This is a genomic window from Mesorhizobium sp. RCC_202 (assembly GCF_041355295.1).
Lineage (GTDB): Bacteria > Pseudomonadota > Alphaproteobacteria > Rhizobiales > Rhizobiaceae > Mesorhizobium.
In genome coordinates this window covers 106,333-126,274 of sequence record NZ_JBFUPO010000010.1, presented here as the reverse complement: position 1 = coordinate 126,274, position 19,942 = coordinate 106,333, and the positions used below count along the sequence as shown (strand labels likewise).

The window sequence follows — 19,942 nt, the reverse complement described above, 5'->3', positions numbered from 1 at the left end:
ATGCGCCCCATCACAAAACATGCCGTGCCGCAGGCCGGCGACATCTGCCGCCTGTCCGCCGTGGCGCTCGCTGAGGCCATCCGGCATCGCCGCCTGTCGGTGCGCGAGGTGGTTGCCGCCTTCCTCGATCGCATCGAGGCCGTGAATCCGCTGGTCAACGCCGTCGTCTCACTGCGCGAGCGCGGCGACATCCTGGCCGAGGCCGATTCAGCCGATAACCGGCTGGCGCGGGGCGGCGAGACCGGATCGTTGTTCGGCCTGCCGATCTCGGTCAAGGACCTTGCCCTGACCAATGGTTTGCGCACCACGTTCGGCTCGCCGATCTTCGCCGACTTCGTGCCGGATGAGGACGAGTTCTTCGTCGAGCGTATCCGCAAGGCCGGCGCCATCATCATCGGCAAGACCAATGTTCCCGAATTCGGACTGGGCTCCAACACCTACAATCCGGTCTTCGGGCCGACGCTGAATGCCTTCGACCCGGCGCTGACCGCCGGCGGCTCGAGCGGCGGCGCGGCGGTGGCGCTGGCGCTCGACATGGTGCCGGTTGCCGACGGCAGCGATTTCGGCGGCTCGCTGCGCAATCCGGCCGCCTGGAACAATGTCTACGGCTTCCGCCCTTCGCAAGGCCTCGTTCCGGCCGGGCCGATGTTCGACGTCTTCCATTCGCAGATGGGTGTCGAAGGGCCGATGGGGCGCAGCGTGCGCGACATCGCGCTACTGCTCGACGAGCAGGCCGGCCATCATCCGCGGGCGCCGCTGTCGCATGACAGCCAAGGCTCGTTCCTCGAAGGCCTGGCGAGAAAAGCGGCCGGCGGCCGCATCGCCTGGCTCGGCGATCTCGGCGGCCATTTGCCGATGGAGCCGGGAGTTCTCGACCTATGCGAGGCCTCGCTGGCCCGCTTCGCGGACGCATCCTTCCACAGCGAGGCGCTGGTGCCGGACATCGATTTCGAGGCGCTGTGGCAGGCCTTCGTCATCCTGCGCCAGGCGAGCAGCGGCTGCGGACTGAAGGCGCATTACGACGATCCGGCAAAACGCGGACTGCTGAAACCCGAGGCGATCTGGGAGGTTGAACAGGCGATGCGCCTGAGCGCGCCACAGGTCCATGCCGCCACCGTACGGCGCACGTCATGGCACCGGACGCTGCTGTCGCTGTTCGAACGCTTCGATCTCATCGCGCTGCCGAGCGCGCAGGTCTTTCCCTTCGAGGTTTCGACGCACTGGCCGCGCGAGGTCGCCGGCCGTGCCATGGACAGCTATCATCGCTGGATGCAGGTCTCGGCCTTCGCCACGCTGGGCGGCTGCCCGGCGCTCAACGTGCCGGCCGGTTTCGACGAAAAGGGCCGGCCGATGGGCATGCAGCTGATCGGCCGGCCGCGCGGCGACCTCGATGTGCTGCGGGCCGGCGCTGCCTATGAGGCGATTTTGCCCTGGGATGCAGGAGCGGCATAGGCACTCGGCCGGCACCGCTTGCGTCGGCAGCCACGTCGTGCATTGATCCATCCGGCCACCGCCGCATCACCTCTATCCCCTGCCGAGGAAACCATGTCGCTGGAACTCTATGCAACCTATGTCGTCGCCTGCATCGTCATCATTCTGGTGCCGGGCCCGACGGTGACGCTGATCATCGCCAACAGCATCCGCCACGGCTCGCGCGCGGGCTTGGCCAACGTCGCCGGCACCCAGGCCGGCCTCGCCATCATGATCGCCATCGTCGGCATCGGTCTCAATACGCTGATCGCCGGCATGGGTCACTGGTTCGAATGGGTGCGACTGATCGGCGCCGCCTACCTGATCTGGATGGGCGTGCAGATGTTCCGCGCCAAGGGCACGCTGAACCCCGACGGTTCGGCCAGGAAACCGCGCGGCGGTTTCTTCCTGCAAGGGCTGCTGGTAGCGCTGAGCAACCCCAAGACTTTGGTGTTTTTCGGCGCCTTCTTCCCGCAGTTCATTGCCCCGCAGGGCAATTATACGCTGCAGATCGTCGTCATGGGCCTGACCGCCATGATCTTCGCCGCCGTCTCGGATTCGACCTACGCCCTCGCCGCCAGCCGCGCCGGACGCCTGCTGTCGGCCAGCCGCGTCAGGCTGATGTCCAGGATCAGCGGCAGCTTCCTGGTCGGCGGCGGGCTGTGGCTGGCGTTCTCGAAGGCGAAGTAACGGACGCCGCCTCTTAGTCAATGACGGCCGCCCCTCAGCGCCCGCGTGCGGCCAGCGTGCCGTCGCTGTAGATCATGCGGCCGGCGCGGAAGGTGGCGCGCACGCGCGCCACCGGCTGGCGGTCGGCGACGACCAGATCGGCCAAAAGTCCTGGCTCAATGGCGCCGCGATCGGCAAGCCCGAGCGCGATGGCCGGATTGGCGCTCGTCAGCGCGACCGCCGCCACGAGGCCGCCTTCGCTCAGCTCCGCAAGGCCGAGCGTAGCCGGCAGGATCGAGGCCGGGTGATAGTCGCTGGCCAGCATGTCGAGCAGCCCGGCTTCGTAAGCCTGCCGGGCGGAAAGGTTGCCGGAATAGGACTGGCCGCGCAGCGCGTTGGGCGCGCCCATGACGGTATGCATCTGCAGCCTGCGGGCCTCCTGCGCCGCTTCCAGGGTTACCGGGAATTCGCTGAGCCTGGCGCCCAGACCATGGACCAGTTCCACCTTTTCCAGCGTGTCGTCGTCATGCGAGGCGAGCACGACGCCGCTGGCGTGAGCCCGGGCCGACAGATCCTGCAACGCGTTCAGCACGTCGCCCTGGCCTTCGCGGCCGGCGATGCGGTGGCCGACAATTTCGGACGCCTCGGCAACGGACATGCCGCGCTCCTTGGCGATGCGGGCGATGTACAGTTCGACGTCGCGGTACTAGCCCTGTCCGGGCGTGTGGTCCATCAACGAGATCAGATGCAGCTTGCCTGCGTCCATCAGTTTTTGCAGCACGGCGATGGCAGGCGTGTAGGTGACTTCGAAGCGGGCGTGGATGCGGTGATCGACCAGAAGGTCGCCCCTCAGCCCGTCAATGGTCTCGATGATCGCCGATGTGTGACCTTCCGAGCGCAGCACGCCGCTGGTGACGCTGGCGCCGATGAAGGAGAGCGCGGCATAGGCGGTGGTCACGCCGCACGAGGCCAGCTTCTTGTCGAGTTCGGCGATGCCGATCTTCATCGGCACGTGGACGCCGATGCGAGGTTCCACTTCCCTCTCGACCATATCGCCGTGCATGTCGATGAAGCCGGGCAGAAGCAAGCGGCCGCCGCCGACGATGTCGGCATTCTCGACCGGCTCGTCGCGGATTTCGGCGATCCGGTCGCTCTCAATCCTGACGGCACCGCTTGGGATGACGCGGTCGCGCAGGACAATCTCGAATTCACTCAACCACATGTCGTCTCTCTTCGATGGAATCAGCTGCTTCAAAGTCCCGACCGACACAGTCGAGGGACAGGCGACCCATAGCAGCTGGTTGACGCACAAGGATGACAACAGGGAGGGACGGCTAACTATATGCCGATAAAGGCGATCGAGGCCTATGGCGACGCTCGGCTGCCGCGGATGCGGCAGCCGGCCCCATCCGCGATTCCGGCTGCGGCTGGCCTTGCGGCGGTTTGCCTACAATCGTCCCAACCGCTCGACGAGCAGTGCGAAGAAGCCATCATGGTCGATGTCGCGCATCACCATGGCGTTCTTCTGGCGTTTGGTGACGCCCCACCAGTCGATCACCGTCATGCCCATGGTGAGCTCCGACGAGGTCTCGATGCTGACATTGCAGTGCCGGCCCTTGAACAGCTCGGGCTTGAGGAGATAGGCGATCACGCAGGGGTCGTGCAGCGGGCCGCCGTCGGTGCCGTATTTTTCCTCGTCATAGCGCTCGAAGAATTCCAGCATCTCGGCGGTGGCGGTGCCGACCTTCGTGCCGAGCTGACGGAATGCCTGGATGCGCTTGGACGTGGTCAACGCCTTATGCGTGACGTCGAGCGGCATCATGACGATCGGAATGCCCGATTTGAAAACCAGATCGGCGGCCTGCGGGTCGACATACACGTTGAACTCCGCGGTCGGCGTGACATTGCCGCCCTCGAAGAAGCCCCCGCCCATCAGCACGATTTCCTTGATGCGCGGCGCGATCCCCGGCTCGCGGATAAGCGCCAGCGCAATGTTGGTGAGCGGTCCGAGCACGCACAGCGTGATCGAGCCGCTCGGCTCCTTCATCAGCGTCTCGACGATGAAATCGACGGCATACTGATCCTGAAGCGGCATCTTCGGCTCGGGCAGCTGCGGCCCGTTGAGGCCGGTCTTGCCATGCACTTCCTCGGCGGTGACGAGCTCGCGCGCCAGCGGGCGGATGGCGCCGGCATAGACCTTGATGTCGGGCCGGCCGGCCAGTTCGCAGATCTTGCGGGCGTTGTTCTGGGTCAGTTTCAGCGGCACGTTGCCGGCAACGGCGGTGATGCCGACGATGTCCAGCTCCGAACTGCCGAGTGCCAGCAGGATGGCGACGGCATCGTCCTGGCCGGGATCGGTGTCAATGATGATCTTTCGGGATTGGGGCATTTCAATTCCTTTTTGGGAGTCTTTTTGGGCGGGTTTTGAAACATGAACCAGGATGGCGGTTCGACGAAACGTCCTCCTGATTTAGCGGCTTGAACTTGATCGCGCGGCGGACCATATCAAGTCCATCGGGAAAAATGCCATCCGGGTTTTTCCAGTTTATGTCGCTCTTGCGAGGACAGTGTAACATGAGCCGAATGACGCCCTTCTCCAGCCCGCTTCTCCTGGGTTTTGACGCAATGGAAAAAACCCTCGAGCGTCTGGCGAAGTCGGGTGACAGCTACCCTCCCTATAACATCGAGCGCCTGAACGCGTCCGACGGCAAGTCCGAGAGGTTGCGCATCACGCTCGCCGTTGCCGGCTTTGCTGAAAGCGACCTCGATGTCACCACCGAGGAAAACCAGCTGATCGTGCGCGGCCGTCAGAGCGACGACACCGAGCGCGAATTCCTCCACCGCGGCATTGCCGCGCGCCAGTTCCAGCGTTGCTTCGTGCTGGCCGACGGCATGCGGGTGATTGCGGCGGAATTGAAGAACGGCCTGTTGTCGGTCGACCTCGACCGACCCGAATCCGAGCGGCTGGTACGGAAAATAAACATATCGGTGAAAGACTGATCTTTGCCGATGGCTCTAATGCGGGACGGCCGAAAGCGGCGTCTCCGCGCCAAGGAGGCTTGAAATGACCAGAACTGACGAAACCATCACCATGACCAGCGGCGAATTCGCCCATCTCGGCGAAGGCTCGGTCGCTTACCTGAGGAAAGTGTCGAGCGACGATCTGCGCGGCCGTTTCCCGGGCATGGATGAGATCGCTCCCGGCATGGAGCTGTGGGCGCTGTTTGCCGCCAACGGCCAGCCGATCCTGCTTTCGGATGCCCGTGACCGGGCGCTGGCAGGCGCGATGGAAAATGATCTGACCACGGTCGCCATTCACTGACCCATGATCCCGAAAAGTGGGAACCGGTTTTCGGGAAAGATCATGGTCAACTAGGAACGACCCTGGTCACCTCTGAATGGAAAGGGCCGCTTTTGGCGGCCCTTGGAGATTTATCTCAAAAACTTGAATCCGAAAAACTTCAAGCCGCGTGCGAGGCCTGTGTATCGGACAGCAGCGCGTGGATGGCCACCGCGTCGCGCGCTCCCCTGATCTTGGCCACCGTATCGGCGTCGCGCAGCACGCGCGCGATGCGCGACAGCGCCTTGAGATGGTCGGCGCCGGCGCCTTCAGGCGCCAGGAGCAGGAAAACGAGATCGACCGGTTGATCGTCCAACGCCTCGAAATCGACAGGCGTCTCGAGCCTGGCAAAGACGCCGGCGATGTGCTTCACGCCGGCAAGCTTGCCGTGCGGAATGGCAATGCCGTTGCCGACGCCCGTCGAGCCCAGCCGCTCGCGCTGCAGGATGGTGTCGAACACTTCCCGCTCCGGAATCCCCGAAATCGCCGCCGCCCTCTCCGACAGCAATTGCAGAAGCTGCTTTTTGGAATTCGCCTTCAACGTCGGCATGATCGCCGAAACGCTGATGAGATCACTCAGATCCATGCTTGAAAAATCCCTTGCTCGCCTGCCGCGCCAGTCGTCGCCCCCTCGCGCGGCTGGCTTTTTATCCTTGAGCGACTTTGGTCGTCGACGGATCGATCCAGCCGATGTTGCCATCCGGCCGGCGGTAGACGATGTTGAGATGGTCGTTTCCGGCGTTTCGGAAGACGAAGACCGGGCTGTCGCTTGTGTCGAGCTCGATAACGGCAGATGCCACCGACATGGTCCGCAGCGTCATGCTTGATTCGGCGACGATGACCGGCGCGAAGTCCTCCGCAATGTCTTCTTCGTCATCGGCCAGCGGCGCCATCACCGTGTAGGCGATGTCGGTCGGCTCCTCGCCATTGCCGGTGTTGCGCGACTTCAGCCGGCGCTTGTAGCGCCGCAGCCGCGTTTCAAGGCGCTCGGCGGCGGCCTCGAAGGCAAGCGTCGGATCCTGGGCATCGCCCGTTGCCTGCAGTGAGGCGCCGGAATCGAGCCGCACCATGCAATCGGCCGAAAAACGCGATCCTGATTTGATGACAGTGACATGTCCCGAAAAACCCCGATCGAAATATTTTTCGATCGCTTCGCCGACGCGGTCGTTGATGCGCGTACGCAACGCATCCCCGATATCCATGTGTTTTCCCGAAATGCGCAGATTCATCTGAAAACTGACCTTCCTTGCTCAGGCTTCAAACTGTTCCCGAGTTTATACCCGTGGTGCGCGCGCACAAGCTTTGCAGCGGCATGCGCGCCGATTTTAGACCCGAACTTTCCGGTGATCACAAGTCGCCTTCTCGGCCGTCGAGGCTTTGTCTGACGGACCCTTCCGCAAGCGTGCATTACCGCCCCGCTCCATGCGGGCGGGCTTCTAGACACTTCATTGCGGCTTGTCAATGAAGCTTAAGAACTGTGCAAAATCCGCAAGTTTCATATCGGCCAAGCCTTGTTGAGATACGCGTCGTGCCAAGTCCGCAATGATGGTTTTCGGGAACCGGACCGCAGCGTATATAGGGCATCTGAGACCGGAAGCACGCAAACCATCCTTCGCGGACCGGCATGGCTCGAATATCGAAGGTCTAGCGGCCTGCGTTGGCGAGCGCGCGCTTTTCGCGCCGCCGCTGCACAGAAGAGGGGATGTTCATGCCTTCGCGGTATTTCGCGACGGTGCGGCGGGCAATATCGACCCCATTTTCCTTCAGCATGTCGACGATGGCGTCGTCGGAAAGCACGTCGGCAGGCTTTTCCTCATCGATCATCTGCTTGATGCGGTCGCGCACCGCCTCGGACGAATGCGCCTCACCGCCAGCCGCCGAGGCTATCGAAGCCGTGAAGAAATAGCGCAATTCGAAGACGCCGCGCGGCGTCAGCATGTATTTGTTGGCGGTGACGCGGCTGACGGTCGATTCATGCATGCCGATGGCGTCGGCCACCGTGCGCAGGTTGAGCGGCTTGAGATGACGCACGCCATGGACGAGGAACGCGTCCTGTTGCCGCACGATTTCCGAGGCCACCTTGAGAATGGTCTTGGCGCGCTGGTCGAGGCTGCGCGTCAGCCAGTTGGCGTTCTGCAGGCATTCGGCGAGGAAATCCTTCTCCGCCTGGCCCTTGGTATGGCCAGAAATACGGGCGAAATAGACATTGTCCACCAGCACGCGCGGCAATGTGTCGGCGTTGAGCTCCACCGCCCAGCTGCCGTCGCTGGCGGCCCTGACCTCGACATCGGCAACGATCGCGTCGCTCGCGCCGCCCGAAAACGCCATGCCGGGCTGCGGGTCGAGCGCCCGGATCTCGGCCAGCATGTCGAGAAGATCTTCCTCGTCGACGCCGCAGATACGCTTCAGCGTCTGGAAATCCCGCCGCGCCAGAAGCTCGAGATTGGCGACCAGCGCTTTCATCGCCGGATCCAGCCGGTCGCGCACCGCCAGCTGCAGTGACAGGCATTCGGCGAGGTCACGCGCGAAAAGGCCGGTCGGCTCGAAGGTCTGGCAGATTTCGAGCACATGCGCCACCGCCGCCCGGTCCGTGCCCAGCCGCGCCGCGATCTCATCGAGCCCGGCGCGCAGATAACCGGTTTCGTCGAGCCCATCGGCGAGTTCGCCCGCAATCAGGCGTTCGCCCGTACCGAGAGCGGCAAGCGCGATCTGCTCGCCGACATGGTCGCGCAGCGTGATCGCGGCAGCGGCCATATCGCCGACATCGAACCCTTCCGACGAAGTGGCGTTGCCACTGCCGCCCGAAGCCGACTTCCATTGCGCCGTCAGATCCGGTCCCAGCCTCTCGCTGGTGCCTGGATCGTCGGGAAACAGGTTCTCCAGCGACGAGTCCAGCTTTTCCGAGATCGCCTCGGCACTCCACTGCGTCTCGCCTTCGAACCAGTCGCCTTCGGGAGCCCGCTCCTGCGCGGCCTCGCTTTTCTGCGACTGGTCGCTCGCCGCATCGTCCTGCGGCTCGACCCGCTCCAGCAGCGGGTTGCGCTCGATCTCCTCGTCGATGAACCGCTCGAGCTCGACATGGGTGAGCTGCAGCAGCCGGATCGACTGCATCAGCTGCGGCGTCATCACCAGCGACTGGGATTGTCTGAGCTGCAGTTTGGCTGCCAGCGCCATGGTGGGGTTCAAACGCCTCGTTTACGCATCGAAGTTACGGATTTTCGATCGGGCATAGAAACTGGCCCGGCTTTTGCTTGTCAAGCCAAACGCTAGCAGCCGCGGCTTACCGGAGCGTTATCCGCGACAGCATTTATAAGAATTCGCTGAAATCCGCGGAAATCCGGGATCAAGCCCGACTTCGCCGTCAGAGCGTGAAGCCCTCGCCGAGATAGAGACGCCGCACGTCGGGATTGGCGACAACCTGGTCGGCGCGGCCATGCGTCAGCACCTGGCCGGCATGGATGATGTAGGCGCGATCGATCAGGCCGAGCGTCTCGCGCACATTGTGGTCGGTGATCAAAACGCCGATGCCACGCGCCGTGAGATGGCGAACGAGCTGCTGGATGTCGGCGACCGCGATCGGATCGATACCGGCGAAAGGCTCGTCGAGCAGCATATAGGCCGGCTTGGTCGCCAGCGCGCGGGCAATTTCGAGGCGGCGCCGTTCGCCACCCGACAGCGACATCGACGGCGCCTTGCGCAGATGGCTGATGTGGAATTCCTCGAGCAACTCGTCGAGCATGCGCTCGCGTTCCTTGCGGCTCTTTTCCACCACTTCCAGCACCGCGCGGATGTTCTGCTCGACATTCAGGCCGCGGAAGATCGATGCTTCCTGCGGCAGATAGCCGATGCCAAGGCGCGCGCGCCGGTACATCGGCATCGAGGTGACGTCGAAGCCGTCGATCTCGATCGAGCCTTCGTCGACCGGCACCAGGCCGGTGACCATGTAGAAACATGTGGTCTTGCCGGCGCCGTTGGGACCGAGCAGGCCGACGGCCTCCCCGGCGCGGACGCCGATGGTGACGCCGCTTACCACCTTGCGGCCCTTATAGCTCTTGGTCAGGCCCTTGGCGATCAGGGTGCCCTTGAACTTGGCCTTGTCGGTGCCGACCGTCGCCGGCGCAGCCAGTGATGCGGCCGCCCGCCCCGGAAGACGGGCAAGCAGCGATGTTACGCCGGCCATTAGTTGCTCGACGCTCCCTGCTTCTGGGTAGCGTCCTGCTTCTGCGGCTTGAACATCATGATCACGCGCGGGCAACCATCGACATTGCCGAGGCCGCTCTTCATCTGCACGGTGAGCTTGCAGCCCTTAAGCACATTGTCGCCCTGCGACAGCACCACTTCCTGGCCCGAAAGCACCAGAAGCTGCGTCTTCATATCGAAGGTGCCGGTGTCACCGGTGGCGATCTGGTCATTCGATTTGATATAGACTTTGTTCTCGATCACAAGATGGTCGATGTTGGCGGCACCTGTCATTGCCGACGCGCCCGCCGCGGCGCTTTTGTCGCCATTGGCAGGCTTGACGTAGTAGACCGTCATCTTGCCGGCCTTGAGCAGGGTCGGCCCCTGATTGACGGTCACGTTGCCGCTGAACACCGCCATGCTCTCGTTCTGCCGCACCTCGAGCTTGTCGCTTTCGATCTGGATCGGCTGGTCACCCGACAATTTCAACCCCGGAACCTGGCTGGTCGCGCTCGACTGCGCGAAGGAACCCGCCGTCCCCAACGACAGAAATGCAGCGGCAGCGCCCAGAAGCCATGCGGATTTACTGCGACGCATTCTGCTCTCCACTTTTTACCCCCGCCGCCTTCAGGCCAGCCGGATCGATGTTGACGCGTACCCGGTTCTCGAAGACGACGAGCCTGCCATTGTCCTCGACCGACATCGAATCCGCGGTGATGCGCGATCCACCACGGCTGACATCCACCGGATTGCTCGTCTTCATAGAGCCTTTGCCCATGTCTAGGAAGATGGATTTGAACTTCGCCACCAGGCCGTCGGAGGTCGTCACGGAGACCTCGCTGGTGAGGTCCATCGTGTTGTGGTCGCGATCGTAGATGCCGTGCGCAGCATCGACCGCTACCACATTGTCGCTGGCGACCGGCAGCTTCGCGTTGATGCCCTCGAGATCGATAATGCCTTGCTTGCCGACATCCTGGGTGGCTCTAGTCGCGGTCAGCGAGTATGGCAGCTTCTGCTTGGTGAAACCGTTGAGCTTGGGATTGGCCATCACCAGCTTGCCGTCCGAAAATGCCGTGCCGTCAGCCTGGATCGAGACTGAAACCGGCGCGGCGAGATAGGAGTAAACCGGAAAAGCGATGGCGATCGCGACCGCAAGCAGCGGCACCGCGAACTTCAGCACGCGCACGCGGCGCGAATGCTTTTGGGCGCGATGAAAAGCGTCGCCCCGCATGCCGTCCGGCATCGCGGCGGCCAACGCCGTATCGGCATTGCTCATTTCGTCAGATCGCGCCAACATGACTTTTCTAATGGACCTTCGCCCGCCAAAACACCGCCTATAGGTGGTATGCCGGCCTCCGCAAGCAAGCACAAGCGGAGGAAAACTGCAAAAATGTGACAGCCGCCGCCCGCAAAATCGAGAAGAATTCGGCAAGACGACCAACGCTTCATAGCAGATACCAACGGCCAGCGTTAATTTTTCGTGAGGTTATCGCAAGTGTCGCGGCTTGACGCTACACCTCTCAGGAAACGGTAGCCGCACGCAAAGCCTTGCTTTAAAAGCGGACTTCCCACCGATCCAAGAGGCAGACAATGGCAATGAGAGCCGACGACCTGATCGACCGCCGCCGCTTGCGCCGCAAGCTGACATTCTGGCGCGTGGTCGCATTTCTGGTCCTGGCGGCAGCGGTGATCGGCTTCTCTTCCTGGATCTATGACGGGAAGTTTACCGGCCGTTCACTCGATCACATTGCCAAGGTAAGGATCGAAGGCACCATCACCGAGGATGAGGAGCTGATCAAACGGCTTGAGTCGATCCGCACATCGCCGCAGGTCAGGGGCGTCATCCTGTCGATCGATTCGCCTGGCGGCACCACGGTCGGCGGCGAGTCGATCTTCGAGGAAGTGCGCAAGGTCGCCGGCGACAAGCCAGTGGTGGCCGAAGTCGGCACGCTGGCGGCGTCCGCTGGTTATATGATCGCCACCGCGGCCGACCACATCGTTGCCCGCAAGACCTCGATCGTCGGCTCGATCGGCGTGCTCATCGAATATCCCGATGTCAGCGGCCTGATGGACAAGCTCGGCATCAAGCTGGAGGCAGTGAAGTCGTCACCGCTCAAGGCCTCGCCCTCGCCCTTCACGCCGACCAATGACGACGAGCGCGCCATGGTGCGCAAGCTCATCCTCGACAGCTACGACTGGTTCGTCGGTATCGTTGCCGACCGCCGCAAGATGACGCATGAGCAGGCGCTGGCGTTGGCCGACGGGTCGATCTTCACCGGCCGGCAAGGTTTGGCCAACCACCTGGTCGACGCCGTCGGCGGCGAGCAGGAGGCGATCGACTGGCTGGCGACCAAGGGCGTCAACGGCAAGCTCAAGGTCATCGAATGGAAGGACACCGATAGGCGCGGCGGCTTCCTGTTTTCCCAGTCGATGGCAAAAATGGTGGCCAAGGCGCTCGGCCTGCCCGACGCCGGCGGCGATGTCATTCATGAACTCGGCGCCGACCGCTTGTTTCTTGACGGTCTCGTTTCGGTCTGGCACCCTTGAGGCCGTTGGGGCGAGCCAAAAAAGCAATAAAATCATCCTGATAATTGACCGCAAGTGGTTTACGGGGAACGTTCTATGATTAAATCCGAACTTGTGCAGATCATTGCTGCGCGCAACCCGCACCTGTTTCTGCGCGATGTCGAAAACATTGTCGGCGCCATCTTTGACGAAATCACCGACGCTCTTGCCGAAGGCAACCGCGTCGAGCTGCGCGGTTTCGGCGCTTTTTCCGTGAAAAATCGCCCCGCCCGCACCGGCCGCAATCCGCGCACCGGCGAATCCGTCGAGGTCGAGGAAAAGTGGGTGCCGTTCTTCAAGACCGGCAAGGAGTTGCGCGAAAGGTTGAACGGCGGCAAATAGGCGCCGCGCCGGACGGTTGAACGGCGCTACAGCTCGCCTCCATGGAGATTTGATGTTCAATCGCTTCGTGCTCGTCGTGGTCTTCGTGCCGCTGGCAATCATCCTCATCGCGCTCGCCGTCGCCAATCGCGGCTCGGTCGCCTTCACCCTCGATCCGTTCCATCCCGGTAATCCGGCGCTGACGCTGAACTGGCCGTTTTTCATCTTCCTGTTCCTGGCTTTGGCCATCGGCATGATCGTCGGCAGCCTCGCCACCTGGGTGAGGCAGGGCCGTTACCGCAAGCTCGCGCGCCAGCGCGGCCTCGAGGCGGAGAACCTGCGCCAGGCGGTAAGCCGCGCGCCCGCCGCGCCGCCGAAGGGACCGGCGCTGCCCAAGCCGACGAACTGAGCCTGCCGTCACGGAGCCTGCCATGCTGACCATTTCGGCCGCCGAGGTCGATCGCGCGCTGACTTTTCCCGGGCTCGTCGAGACGTTGCGCGGCGCTTTCCGCGACGGCGCGGTACAGCCGGTTCGCCACCACCACGGCGTCGAACGGCCCGATGGCGCTGCCTCGACCTTGCTCTTGATGCCGGCCTGGACCGACTTCAACGCTGCCGGCACGTCGGCCGGCGGGCACATCGGCGTCAAGATCGTCACTGTGTCGCCGGACAACAACACAAAAGGCAAGCCGGCGGTGATGGGCCTCTATCTGCTGCTCGACGGCGTCACCGGCGAACCGCAAGCGCTGATCGACGGCCAGCGGCTGACGCAGTGGCGCACCGCCTGTGCCTCGGCGCTAGCCGCCTCCTATCTCGCCCGCAAGGATGCCTCGCGTCTTCTGCTCGTCGGCGCCGGCGCGCTGTCGTCCTTCCTCGCCAGGGCGCATTCGGCGGTGCGACCGATCGGTTCTATCCGCATCTGGAACCGCACGCCGGCCAATGCCGAAAAGGTGGCCGCCGCGCTGCGCGCCGAAGGGATTCCGGCCAGCGCCGCCGACGATCTGGACGCCGAGCTTGGCGAGGCCGACATCATCTCGTCGGCAACGATCTCGGCCACGCCGCTGGTCAAGGGCGCGCTGCTGAAGCCCGGCGCCCATGTCGACCTCGTCGGCGGCTTCACGCCGCAAATGCGAGAGGCGGATGATGCGGCCATTTCCCGCGCGCGCGTCTATGTCGACACCCGGGCCGGCGCCACCAAGGAGGCCGGCGACATCGTCCAGCCTTTGGCGTCCGGCCTGCTGAAGCCGGAAGCGATCGTCGCCGACCTGCACGAACTGACGCGTGGCGAGAAACAGGGCCGGCAGAACGACAGCGAGATCACGCTGTTCAAGTCGGTTGGCGCCGCCCTTGAAGACCTCGCCGCAGGCATCGCCGTCTACAACGCGCTCAAAGTTTAGCCACCGCTTCGATTTCGGCGCCCATCGCCGCGACGATCAACCGAAAATCGTGTTCGTCGATTTCGAACAGGCCAAAGCGCAATTGATAGCCCCAGTTCGACTTGCCCTTGGTGAAGTCGAGTTGCTCGAGCAATGGCTTGATCGGCGTTTCCTCGGCTTTTGCCCAATCGACATCACGGCGGAACGGCGTGAAACCGCCGCCCATGTCGCCTTGATAGGGCTCGCCTTCGCGCACTGTGCCGATTGCGGTAAATGACTGCAGCCCGTCCTTCTCGCCGAGCACGGTGCTCGGCGAATAATAGATGATGCCGTCGCCCGGCTTGATGCGGCGCAAGGGTGCTGCCTTGCCGTGATTGACCTGCATGAAGCCGGCTGCGCGACCGCGGCGGACATGCTCGGCCGACGCAACCGCAATCCAGTGCTTAGCCATGACCGCTCTCCTCAATTGTCGTTCGGCCAATATACCCGCAGCCGATGATTGTCGGGATCGAGCGCGACGAAGGTGCGGCCGAAATCCAGATCGGTCGGTGTTTGGAGGATCTTAAGGCCGCGCCGCTGCCAATCCACATGCGTGGCGTCGACCGCGGCCGCGTTCTCGACCGCGAGCACCAGTTCGCCCCCGCCGCCGGCCGCCGCTGCCGCCGGCTCCACCGTATGGCGCGACCAGAGTCCGAGTTTGAAGCCTTTGTCGAGCACGAACAGGACGAAGGTCGGTGCGGATTCGACTGGATCACGTCCCAGCAGCGCGGCATAGAAAGCGCCGCTCTTTTGCGGGCTGTCGACATAGAGGATGACGAAATTGGGCGTGGTCATATCCGATCTCCTTGGTGTTTGAACCTTGGCGACCATATGCGGGCCTGCTGTCAGATTCTGGCAGCAGCGATCAGCCCGGAGCGCCTTTCGCGATAGTCCGGCCAGGCGCGTCGAATGTCGCCCGCCATTCTTTCAGCATCGCCTGGCGTCGGCGCGGGTAGCGGATGTCGGTGGCCGTGAGCTCGGACATGCGATCGGCGCGGAAATGCCGGAAATCCTGGCGCATCTCGCACCACGCCACCATCACCCGCGCCTTGTCGAAAAAGCTGAGCGCGAACGGCCAGACCAGGCGCTCGGAGGCCGCGCCCTCGGCATCACGATAGAGAAAGCCAAGCTTGCGCTCGTCGCGGATGGCCTGCCTGACGACGCCGAGATCGACAGCTTCGACGCTCTCCGAGCGCGGTCCGACGAGCAATGTCGTGGCGTCGAGATCCTCACGCAGATCGTCCGGCAGCACCGCCGCGATCTTGGCCAATGCATCCGTCGCGGCGGCAGCCAGCCGTCTATCCGGCTGCTTGGCCACCCAGCGCGAGCCGAGCACGATCGCCTCGATCTCCTCGTCGGTGAACATAAGTGGCGGCAGCATGAAGCCGGGCTTCAGCACATAGCCCAGCCCCGCCTCGCCCTCGATCGGCGCACCTTGCCCCTGCAGCGTCGCGATGTCGCGATAGAGCGTGCGGATCGAGACGCCCATCTCGTCGGCAAGCGTGCGTCCGCTCACCGGCCGGCGATGGCGGCGCAGGATCTGGATCAGGTCGAGCAGGCGTTCAGAGCGGGACATGTGCGGCCACGATAGAACCGCAAGAGCGCGGCCGGAAGCTGCGCCCGAGCGTTTTATCCCCATGCATTTCGCAGCAGGGCTTCGCGTTCCGACCGGTTACGCGAGCCGGCGATCGGGGCGATACCTCCTGCCTCGACCGCCGCGGAGCCCTTGTGGGGGACAAAGCCGCCGCCCTTCCGGCGCACCCGATTGTGCGACACATCCACGACGAGCTGCGCCTCGCAACGCAATGCGCTCAAGAATGGCGCTGCCGTAAAGCAACCGGCCCGAAGAAACAAGACCAGCCGCCTCACCGGGAACGTCCAGCGACCGTCCCCGTTGTCTCGCAATGGAGATGCGCGGATTCCTGTTGTTGTGGTCGGTGCTGGCCGCCACGGTCGCGGCGCTTAGCCTTGGACCATCATTCGCCCATGTTTTGGAATCGCTGCCCAGGCTGACGAAATGGTCACCCGCGCTGTGGCGCGAGGTTACGGTCTTTAACGCGCAGTTCCAACTCTTTGCCGTAATCGGAGCACCGCTCGATATCGCGGCGATCCTCTGTCCGGCGCTGCTGGCCTGGATGCTGCGTGGAGAATCCTCCGCTTTCTGGTTGGTGCTCGCCGCCACCTTGCTCTACGCGGTTTCGCCGGCGCTCTGGTTGGGGCTCGTCAAACCGGCCAACGACATTCTTGCAACCTGGGCGCCCGGACCGATCCCGGATAATTTCGATGCGATCCGGCTGCGTTGGGAAACCGGCCATATGGCGGTGACGGCGGCGAAGGCGCTTGGCTTCATCTCGCTTTGTCTGGGCCTGCTTACGGTTCGACATAGCTAAGATAGCGCTGTTTGTTGCGCCGACGCCTTGAGGTGTGGCAGAAGCGGGCCGAACCGCCGGAGATGATCCTTCTTGAAATCATTTCGCGACAAACGCCGCGACAATCGTCCCGCCAGGACGGAGCAGTCACGCCCGCACGAGGCGTTGGCGACGGCTCGGCCGCAGGCAAAGCCTGCCGAACGGCATGAACCGAAATCTGCCGACCGGCACGAGGCAAAGCCCACCGCGCGCGTGCTTGCGCGCCGCGAGGGCCTGCTGCCGGCGGAGCGGCTGCCGGTGATCCTCGAAGTGGCGCCCAACGCCGACTATGCGCTGCTCGACAGCGGCGCCGGCGAGAAGCTCGAGCAATACGGCCCCTATCGCATCGTGCGGCCCGAGGGCCAGGCGATCTGGCAGCGGGCGCTTTCCGCCAAGGAGTGGGAACGCGCCGACGCCATCTTCACCGGAGATACCGACGAGGAAGGCATCGGCCGCTGGCGCTTCCCCAGGACGCCGCTCGGCGAGACCTGGCCGATGAAGCATGACGGCATCGACTATCTCGGACGCTTCACCTCGTTTCGCCATGTCGGCGTCTTTCCCGAGCAGGCTTCGCATTGGGACCATATGGCGGCCCTGATCGCGGCGGCGAAACGCCCGATCAAGGTGCTCAACCTCTTCGGTTACACCGGCGTTGCCTCGCTGGTGGCAGCGCGCGCGGGCGCGGAGGTTACCCATGTCGATGCCTCGAAGAAAGCCATCGGCTGGGCGCGCGAGAACCAGGAGATGGCCGGTCTTGCCGACAAGCCGATCCGCTGGATCGTCGACGACGCGGTGAAATTCGCCGAGCGCGAGGAGCGCCGCGGCAGCCGCTACGACATCGTGCTGTTCGACCCGCCCGCCTATGGCCGCGGCCCCAAGGGCGAAGTCTGGCAGTTGTTCGAGGACCTGCCCGGTCTGACCGATCTCTGCCGTTCGATCCTGACGCCGAAGCCGCTGGCCGTCGTTCTCACCGCCTATTCGATCCGCGCTTCCTTCTTCGCCATCCATGCCTTGATGCGCGATACCTTCGCCGGCATGGGCGGCACGATTGAATCCGGCGAACTGATCATTCGCGAGAAGTCGGCCGGCCGCGCGCTGTCGACCTCGCTGTTCTCGCGCTGGGTGGCTTCTAATGAACGCATATGACGGCGCCCGCCCGGTCGGGCAGGTCAAGGAAGTCACCAGCCTTGCCAATCCGCTGGTCAAGGACATCAAGGCGCTGGCGCTGAAGAAATTCCGCGACCAGCAGAACGCCTTCATGGCCGAGGGCCTGAAGCTGGTCATCGACGCGCTCGACCTCGGCTGGGCGATCAGGACCCTCGTCTTCGCCAAGGCCGGGCGCGGCAATGCGGCTGTCGAAAAGGTCGCCGCGCGAACTGTCGCTGCCGGCGGCATGGTTCTGGAAGTCTCGGAAAAGGTGCTGGCGGCCATCACGCGCCGCGAGAACCCGCAAATGGTGGTTGGCGTCTTTGCCCAGCAGACCCTCGCGATGAAGGATATCCGCGCCAGGGATGGCGATGTCTGGGTAGCTCTCGACCGCGTGCGCGACCCCGGCAATCTCGGCACGGTCATCCGCACCATCGATGCCGTCGGCGCCAAGGGCGTCATCCTGGTCGGCGACACCACCGATCCGTTCTCGCTGGAAACCGTACGCGCAACCATGGGCTCGATCTTTGCCGTGCCGGTCGCCAAGGCGACCGAGCAGGCCTTCCTTGCCTGGCGCCGCGATTTCTCCGGCCTTGTCGCCGGAACCCATCTCAAAGGCGCGGTCGACTACAGGTCGGTCGATTTCTCCCGTGGTCCGGTGCTGCTCCTGATGGGCAACGAGCAGCAAGGCCTGCCGGAAACCCTCGCCGAAAGCTGCGACCGGCTGCTGAGGATCCCGCAGGCAGGCCGCGCCGACTCGCTCAACCTGGCGGTCGCCACCGGCGTGATGCTGTTCGAGATCCGGCGCGGCGCCCTGAAGCTCGACCCCGCCGATTTGCGATAGGACTGCTTAAGTGAAATCCTGGTCTCCCTATGTCCTGCTGATCGTCGTCGCCATCGCGCTCGACCAGTGGATCAAGCAGCTGGTCGAGAACGGTCTCGCCTTTCAGGAAAAGGTCGACGTGCTGCCGTTCCTGGCACTGTTTCGCACCTACAACACCGGCATCGCCTTCTCGATGTTCGCCTCTCTCGGCGACACCGGGCTGGTGGTGATCGCCGTGCTGGTCGTCGCCTTCGTGCTCTATCTCGCCACACGCACGCCGGTCGGCCATTTCGTTGCCCGCACCGGCTTTGCGCTGATCATCGGCGGCGCGCTCGGCAACCTGATCGACCGCGCTGTCTACGGCCACGTCATCGATTACGTCCTGTTCCACACGCCCGTCTGGTCCTTCGCCGTGTTCAACCTCGCCGACGCCTTCATTTCGGTAGGGGCGGCGCTGATTGTCTTCGACGAACTGATCGGCTGGCGGCGCGAGCCGAAACCTTCGCAAGATTGACCGCGCGGGCCTGTCGCCGCACAGTCCAACGACCCACGGAAGCCGAGGAGAAGAAAGTGTCCGATACGTTCAAGGCCATCCTCGTTTCGCGCGACGCCGACAAGAAGCAATCCGTCGATGTCGTCGACCTCACCGAAGCCGATCTGATGGAAGGCGACGTCACCGTCGCCGTCGAGGCGACGACCGTGAACTACAAGGACGGGCTCGCCATCACCGGCAAGGCGCCGGTGGTGCGCCGCTGGCCGCTGGTGCCCGGGGTCGATTTCGCCGGCACCGTGATCTCTTCCTCACACGCCGATTGGCGCAAGGGTGACAAGGTGATCCTCAATGGCTGGGGCGTGGGTGAAACACATTACGGCGCCTATGCCGGGCGCGCCCGGGTCAGGGGCGACTGGCTGGTGCCGCTGCCAGACGGCATGAGCGCGCATGACGCGATGGCAATCGGCACCGCGGGCTACACCGCAATGCTCTCGGTCATGGCGCTGGAGCGCCACGGCATCGTGCCTGAACGTGGCCCGGTGGTGGTGACGGGCGCCGCCGGCGGCGTCGGTTCGGTCGCCGTCTCGATCCTCTCCAGCCTTGGCTATCATGTCATCGCTTCGACCGGCCGCAACGCCGAAAGCCCCTACCTGATCGACCTCGGCGCCGCCGAGGTGATCTCGCGCGAAGAGCTCAGCCAGCCGGCCAAGCCACTCGCCAAGGAGCGCTGGGCGGGCGGCGTCGATTCCGTCGGCAGCCACACGCTCGCCAACATAGTGTCGATGACCTCCTATGGCGGCGCGATCGCCGCCTGCGGCCTGGCCGGCGGCATGGACCTGCCGTCGAGCGTTGCCCCCTTCATCCTGCGCGGTGTCTCGCTGCTCGGCATCGATTCCGTCAACGCGCCGAAGCCGGTTCGCCTGGAAGCATGGCGTCGCATCGGCACCGATCTCGACCTCAAGAAGCTGTCCACCCTGTCGCGCACGATCGGTTTCGACGGCATCGTCGATGCCGCGCGCGACATCGTCGAAGGCAGGATCAGGGGCCGTGTCGTGGTCGATATGTAGCGCGGCGTTCCAGCCGGAATCCGCCCGATCGCTAAAATTCGAACGT

At 63.8% G+C, this 19,942-nt stretch carries 23 protein-coding genes and 1 pseudogene; 13 read left to right on the top strand and 11 right to left on the bottom strand.

Translation table 11 applies throughout. The features are described 5' to 3' along the window. Complete coding sequence (locus tag AB6802_RS22630) at positions 1-1,452, top strand: amidase (RefSeq protein ID WP_371012402.1); 1,452 nt, start codon at positions 1-3, stop codon at positions 1,450-1,452. A 93-nt stretch (positions 1,453-1,545) separates the two neighbouring features. Then, the gene (locus AB6802_RS22625; protein WP_371012401.1) at positions 1,546-2,160 is read left to right on the top strand and encodes a LysE family translocator; all 615 of its coding nucleotides are present in this window, start codon (positions 1,546-1,548) and stop codon (positions 2,158-2,160) included. Positions 2,161-2,194: 34 nt separating this feature from the next. Here AB6802_RS22625 and AB6802_RS22620 read toward each other — a convergent pair. Further along, positions 2,195-3,361, bottom strand: a pseudogene (locus AB6802_RS22620) (alpha-D-ribose 1-methylphosphonate 5-triphosphate diphosphatase). 225 nt (positions 3,362-3,586) lie between these two features. Continuing rightward, the gene (locus tag AB6802_RS22615; RefSeq protein ID WP_371012400.1) at positions 3,587-4,528 is read right to left on the bottom strand and encodes a nucleoside hydrolase; all 942 of its coding nucleotides are present in this window, start codon (positions 4,526-4,528) and stop codon (positions 3,587-3,589) included. A gap of 185 nt (positions 4,529-4,713) precedes the next feature. Between AB6802_RS22615 and AB6802_RS22610 the strand changes: the two genes are divergently transcribed. Further along, positions 4,714-5,139 carry an Hsp20 family protein gene (locus AB6802_RS22610; protein WP_371012399.1) on the top strand — a complete coding sequence of 142 codons (426 nt, stop codon included), beginning with the start codon at positions 4,714-4,716 and terminating at the stop codon, positions 5,137-5,139. Positions 5,140-5,203: 64 nt separating this feature from the next. Continuing rightward, positions 5,204-5,461, top strand: coding sequence for a DUF1150 family protein (locus tag AB6802_RS22605; RefSeq protein WP_371012398.1), 258 nt, complete (start codon positions 5,204-5,206; stop codon positions 5,459-5,461). Between the two features lie 139 nt (positions 5,462-5,600). On the opposite strand, the gene ptsN is transcribed toward AB6802_RS22605, so the two are convergent. The 6 genes from ptsN to lptC all read right to left on the bottom strand — a co-directional run bounded on the left by ptsN (position 5,601) and on the right by lptC (position 10,955). After that, positions 5,601-6,065 carry a PTS IIA-like nitrogen regulatory protein PtsN gene (ptsN, locus tag AB6802_RS22600; RefSeq protein ID WP_371012397.1) on the bottom strand — a complete coding sequence of 155 codons (465 nt, stop codon included), beginning with the start codon at positions 6,063-6,065 and terminating at the stop codon, positions 5,601-5,603. A 61-nt stretch (positions 6,066-6,126) separates the two neighbouring features. Continuing rightward, positions 6,127-6,708, bottom strand: coding sequence for a ribosome hibernation-promoting factor, HPF/YfiA family (gene hpf, locus AB6802_RS22595; RefSeq protein WP_371012396.1), 582 nt, complete (start codon positions 6,706-6,708; stop codon positions 6,127-6,129). 415 nt (positions 6,709-7,123) lie between these two features. Next, positions 7,124-8,653 (bottom strand): RNA polymerase factor sigma-54, encoded by a 1,530-nt coding sequence (gene rpoN / locus AB6802_RS22590; protein ID WP_371012395.1) that lies wholly within the window; start codon positions 8,651-8,653, stop codon positions 7,124-7,126. A gap of 187 nt (positions 8,654-8,840) precedes the next feature. Next, entirely contained in the window at positions 8,841-9,659 is an 819-nt protein-coding gene (gene lptB / locus AB6802_RS22585; RefSeq protein ID WP_371012394.1) for an LPS export ABC transporter ATP-binding protein, read from the bottom strand. Beyond that, positions 9,659-10,255, bottom strand: a complete 597-nt coding sequence (locus AB6802_RS22580) for an LptA/OstA family protein (RefSeq protein ID WP_371012393.1) — start codon at positions 10,253-10,255, stop codon at positions 9,659-9,661. The genes lptB and AB6802_RS22580 overlap by 1 nt, the downstream gene beginning before the upstream one ends. Next, positions 10,242-10,955 carry an LPS export ABC transporter periplasmic protein LptC gene (lptC, locus tag AB6802_RS22575; protein WP_371012392.1) on the bottom strand — a complete coding sequence of 238 codons (714 nt, stop codon included), beginning with the start codon at positions 10,953-10,955 and terminating at the stop codon, positions 10,242-10,244. Before lptC ends, AB6802_RS22580 begins: the two co-directional genes overlap by 14 nt. Positions 10,956-11,248: 293 nt before the next feature. Here lptC and sppA point away from each other — a divergent pair, with 293 nt between their 5' ends. The 4 genes from sppA (at position 11,249) to AB6802_RS22555 (ending at position 13,941) form a co-directional block, all read left to right on the top strand. After that, positions 11,249-12,205: a signal peptide peptidase SppA gene (sppA, locus tag AB6802_RS22570; protein ID WP_371012391.1), complete on the top strand. Its 957-nt coding sequence runs from the start codon at positions 11,249-11,251 to the stop codon at positions 12,203-12,205. A 75-nt stretch (positions 12,206-12,280) separates the two neighbouring features. Beyond that, on the top strand, positions 12,281-12,565 hold the full coding sequence (locus AB6802_RS22565) for an integration host factor subunit beta (RefSeq protein WP_027165368.1): 285 nt from the start codon (positions 12,281-12,283) through the stop codon (positions 12,563-12,565). 52 nt (positions 12,566-12,617) lie between these two features. Further along, positions 12,618-12,953: a DUF1049 domain-containing protein gene (locus AB6802_RS22560; RefSeq protein WP_371012390.1), complete on the top strand. Its 336-nt coding sequence runs from the start codon at positions 12,618-12,620 to the stop codon at positions 12,951-12,953. Positions 12,954-12,975: 22 nt separating this feature from the next. Next, positions 12,976-13,941: an ornithine cyclodeaminase family protein gene (locus AB6802_RS22555; protein WP_371012389.1), complete on the top strand. Its 966-nt coding sequence runs from the start codon at positions 12,976-12,978 to the stop codon at positions 13,939-13,941. On the opposite strand, the gene AB6802_RS22550 is transcribed toward AB6802_RS22555, so the two are convergent. From AB6802_RS22550 to AB6802_RS22540, 3 genes are all read right to left on the bottom strand, one after another. Next, the gene (locus AB6802_RS22550; RefSeq protein ID WP_371012388.1) at positions 13,931-14,371 is read right to left on the bottom strand and encodes an EVE domain-containing protein; all 441 of its coding nucleotides are present in this window, start codon (positions 14,369-14,371) and stop codon (positions 13,931-13,933) included. The two genes, AB6802_RS22555 and AB6802_RS22550, sit on opposite strands and share 11 nt — an antisense overlap. Positions 14,372-14,382: 11 nt before the next feature. Beyond that, positions 14,383-14,754, bottom strand: coding sequence for a VOC family protein (locus tag AB6802_RS22545; protein ID WP_371012387.1), 372 nt, complete (start codon positions 14,752-14,754; stop codon positions 14,383-14,385). A 70-nt stretch (positions 14,755-14,824) separates the two neighbouring features. Next, positions 14,825-15,535 (bottom strand): helix-turn-helix transcriptional regulator, encoded by a 711-nt coding sequence (locus tag AB6802_RS22540; RefSeq protein ID WP_371012386.1) that lies wholly within the window; start codon positions 15,533-15,535, stop codon positions 14,825-14,827. Positions 15,536-15,863: 328 nt separating this feature from the next. Between AB6802_RS22540 and AB6802_RS22535 the strand changes: the two genes are divergently transcribed. The 5 genes from AB6802_RS22535 to AB6802_RS22515 all read left to right on the top strand — a co-directional run bounded on the left by AB6802_RS22535 (position 15,864) and on the right by AB6802_RS22515 (position 19,896). Continuing rightward, a complete protein-coding gene (locus tag AB6802_RS22535) occupies positions 15,864-16,349 on the top strand; it encodes a DUF1772 domain-containing protein (RefSeq protein ID WP_371012385.1) in 486 nt (161 codons plus the stop codon). Positions 16,350-16,421: 72 nt separating this feature from the next. Beyond that, positions 16,422-17,513: an RsmD family RNA methyltransferase gene (locus AB6802_RS22530; RefSeq protein WP_371012384.1), complete on the top strand. Its 1,092-nt coding sequence runs from the start codon at positions 16,422-16,424 to the stop codon at positions 17,511-17,513. Next, complete coding sequence (locus tag AB6802_RS22525) at positions 17,500-18,357, top strand: TrmH family RNA methyltransferase (RefSeq protein ID WP_371012383.1); 858 nt, start codon at positions 17,500-17,502, stop codon at positions 18,355-18,357. Before AB6802_RS22530 ends, AB6802_RS22525 begins: the two co-directional genes overlap by 14 nt. Before the next feature lie 10 nt (positions 18,358-18,367). Next, positions 18,368-18,850: a signal peptidase II gene (lspA, locus tag AB6802_RS22520; protein WP_371012382.1), complete on the top strand. Its 483-nt coding sequence runs from the start codon at positions 18,368-18,370 to the stop codon at positions 18,848-18,850. Positions 18,851-18,906: 56 nt separating this feature from the next. Next, positions 18,907-19,896 carry an MDR family oxidoreductase gene (locus AB6802_RS22515; RefSeq protein ID WP_371012381.1) on the top strand — a complete coding sequence of 330 codons (990 nt, stop codon included), beginning with the start codon at positions 18,907-18,909 and terminating at the stop codon, positions 19,894-19,896. Positions 19,897-19,942: the final 46 nt, after the last annotated feature.

What these genes read in the sequence shown, in the direction of transcription:
- AB6802_RS22630 (WP_371012402.1), top strand. Translation starts at nt 1, where the DNA reads ATGCGCCCCATCACAAAACATGCCGTGCCGCAGGCCGGCGACATCTGC.
- AB6802_RS22625 (WP_371012401.1), top strand. Translation starts at nt 1,546, where the DNA reads ATGTCGCTGGAACTCTATGCAACCTATGTCGTCGCCTGCATCGTCATC.
- AB6802_RS22615 (WP_371012400.1), bottom strand. Translation starts at nt 4,528, where the DNA reads ATGCCCCAATCCCGAAAGATCATCATTGACACCGATCCCGGCCAGGAC.
- AB6802_RS22610 (WP_371012399.1), top strand. Translation starts at nt 4,714, where the DNA reads ATGAGCCGAATGACGCCCTTCTCCAGCCCGCTTCTCCTGGGTTTTGAC.
- AB6802_RS22605 (WP_371012398.1), top strand. Translation starts at nt 5,204, where the DNA reads ATGACCAGAACTGACGAAACCATCACCATGACCAGCGGCGAATTCGCC.
- ptsN (WP_371012397.1), bottom strand. Translation starts at nt 6,065, where the DNA reads ATGGATCTGAGTGATCTCATCAGCGTTTCGGCGATCATGCCGACGTTG.
- hpf (WP_371012396.1), bottom strand. Translation starts at nt 6,708, where the DNA reads ATGAATCTGCGCATTTCGGGAAAACACATGGATATCGGGGATGCGTTG.
- rpoN (WP_371012395.1), bottom strand. Translation starts at nt 8,653, where the DNA reads ATGGCGCTGGCAGCCAAACTGCAGCTCAGACAATCCCAGTCGCTGGTG.
- lptB (WP_371012394.1), bottom strand. Translation starts at nt 9,659, where the DNA reads ATGGCCGGCGTAACATCGCTGCTTGCCCGTCTTCCGGGGCGGGCGGCC.
- AB6802_RS22580 (WP_371012393.1), bottom strand. Translation starts at nt 10,255, where the DNA reads ATGCGTCGCAGTAAATCCGCATGGCTTCTGGGCGCTGCCGCTGCATTT.
- lptC (WP_371012392.1), bottom strand. Translation starts at nt 10,955, where the DNA reads ATGTTGGCGCGATCTGACGAAATGAGCAATGCCGATACGGCGTTGGCC.
- sppA (WP_371012391.1), top strand. Translation starts at nt 11,249, where the DNA reads ATGGCAATGAGAGCCGACGACCTGATCGACCGCCGCCGCTTGCGCCGC.
- AB6802_RS22565 (WP_027165368.1), top strand. Translation starts at nt 12,281, where the DNA reads ATGATTAAATCCGAACTTGTGCAGATCATTGCTGCGCGCAACCCGCAC.
- AB6802_RS22560 (WP_371012390.1), top strand. Translation starts at nt 12,618, where the DNA reads ATGTTCAATCGCTTCGTGCTCGTCGTGGTCTTCGTGCCGCTGGCAATC.
- AB6802_RS22555 (WP_371012389.1), top strand. Translation starts at nt 12,976, where the DNA reads ATGCTGACCATTTCGGCCGCCGAGGTCGATCGCGCGCTGACTTTTCCC.
- AB6802_RS22550 (WP_371012388.1), bottom strand. Translation starts at nt 14,371, where the DNA reads ATGGCTAAGCACTGGATTGCGGTTGCGTCGGCCGAGCATGTCCGCCGC.
- AB6802_RS22545 (WP_371012387.1), bottom strand. Translation starts at nt 14,754, where the DNA reads ATGACCACGCCCAATTTCGTCATCCTCTATGTCGACAGCCCGCAAAAG.
- AB6802_RS22540 (WP_371012386.1), bottom strand. Translation starts at nt 15,535, where the DNA reads ATGTCCCGCTCTGAACGCCTGCTCGACCTGATCCAGATCCTGCGCCGC.
- AB6802_RS22535 (WP_371012385.1), top strand. Translation starts at nt 15,864, where the DNA reads ATGGAGATGCGCGGATTCCTGTTGTTGTGGTCGGTGCTGGCCGCCACG.
- AB6802_RS22525 (WP_371012383.1), top strand. Translation starts at nt 17,500, where the DNA reads ATGAACGCATATGACGGCGCCCGCCCGGTCGGGCAGGTCAAGGAAGTC.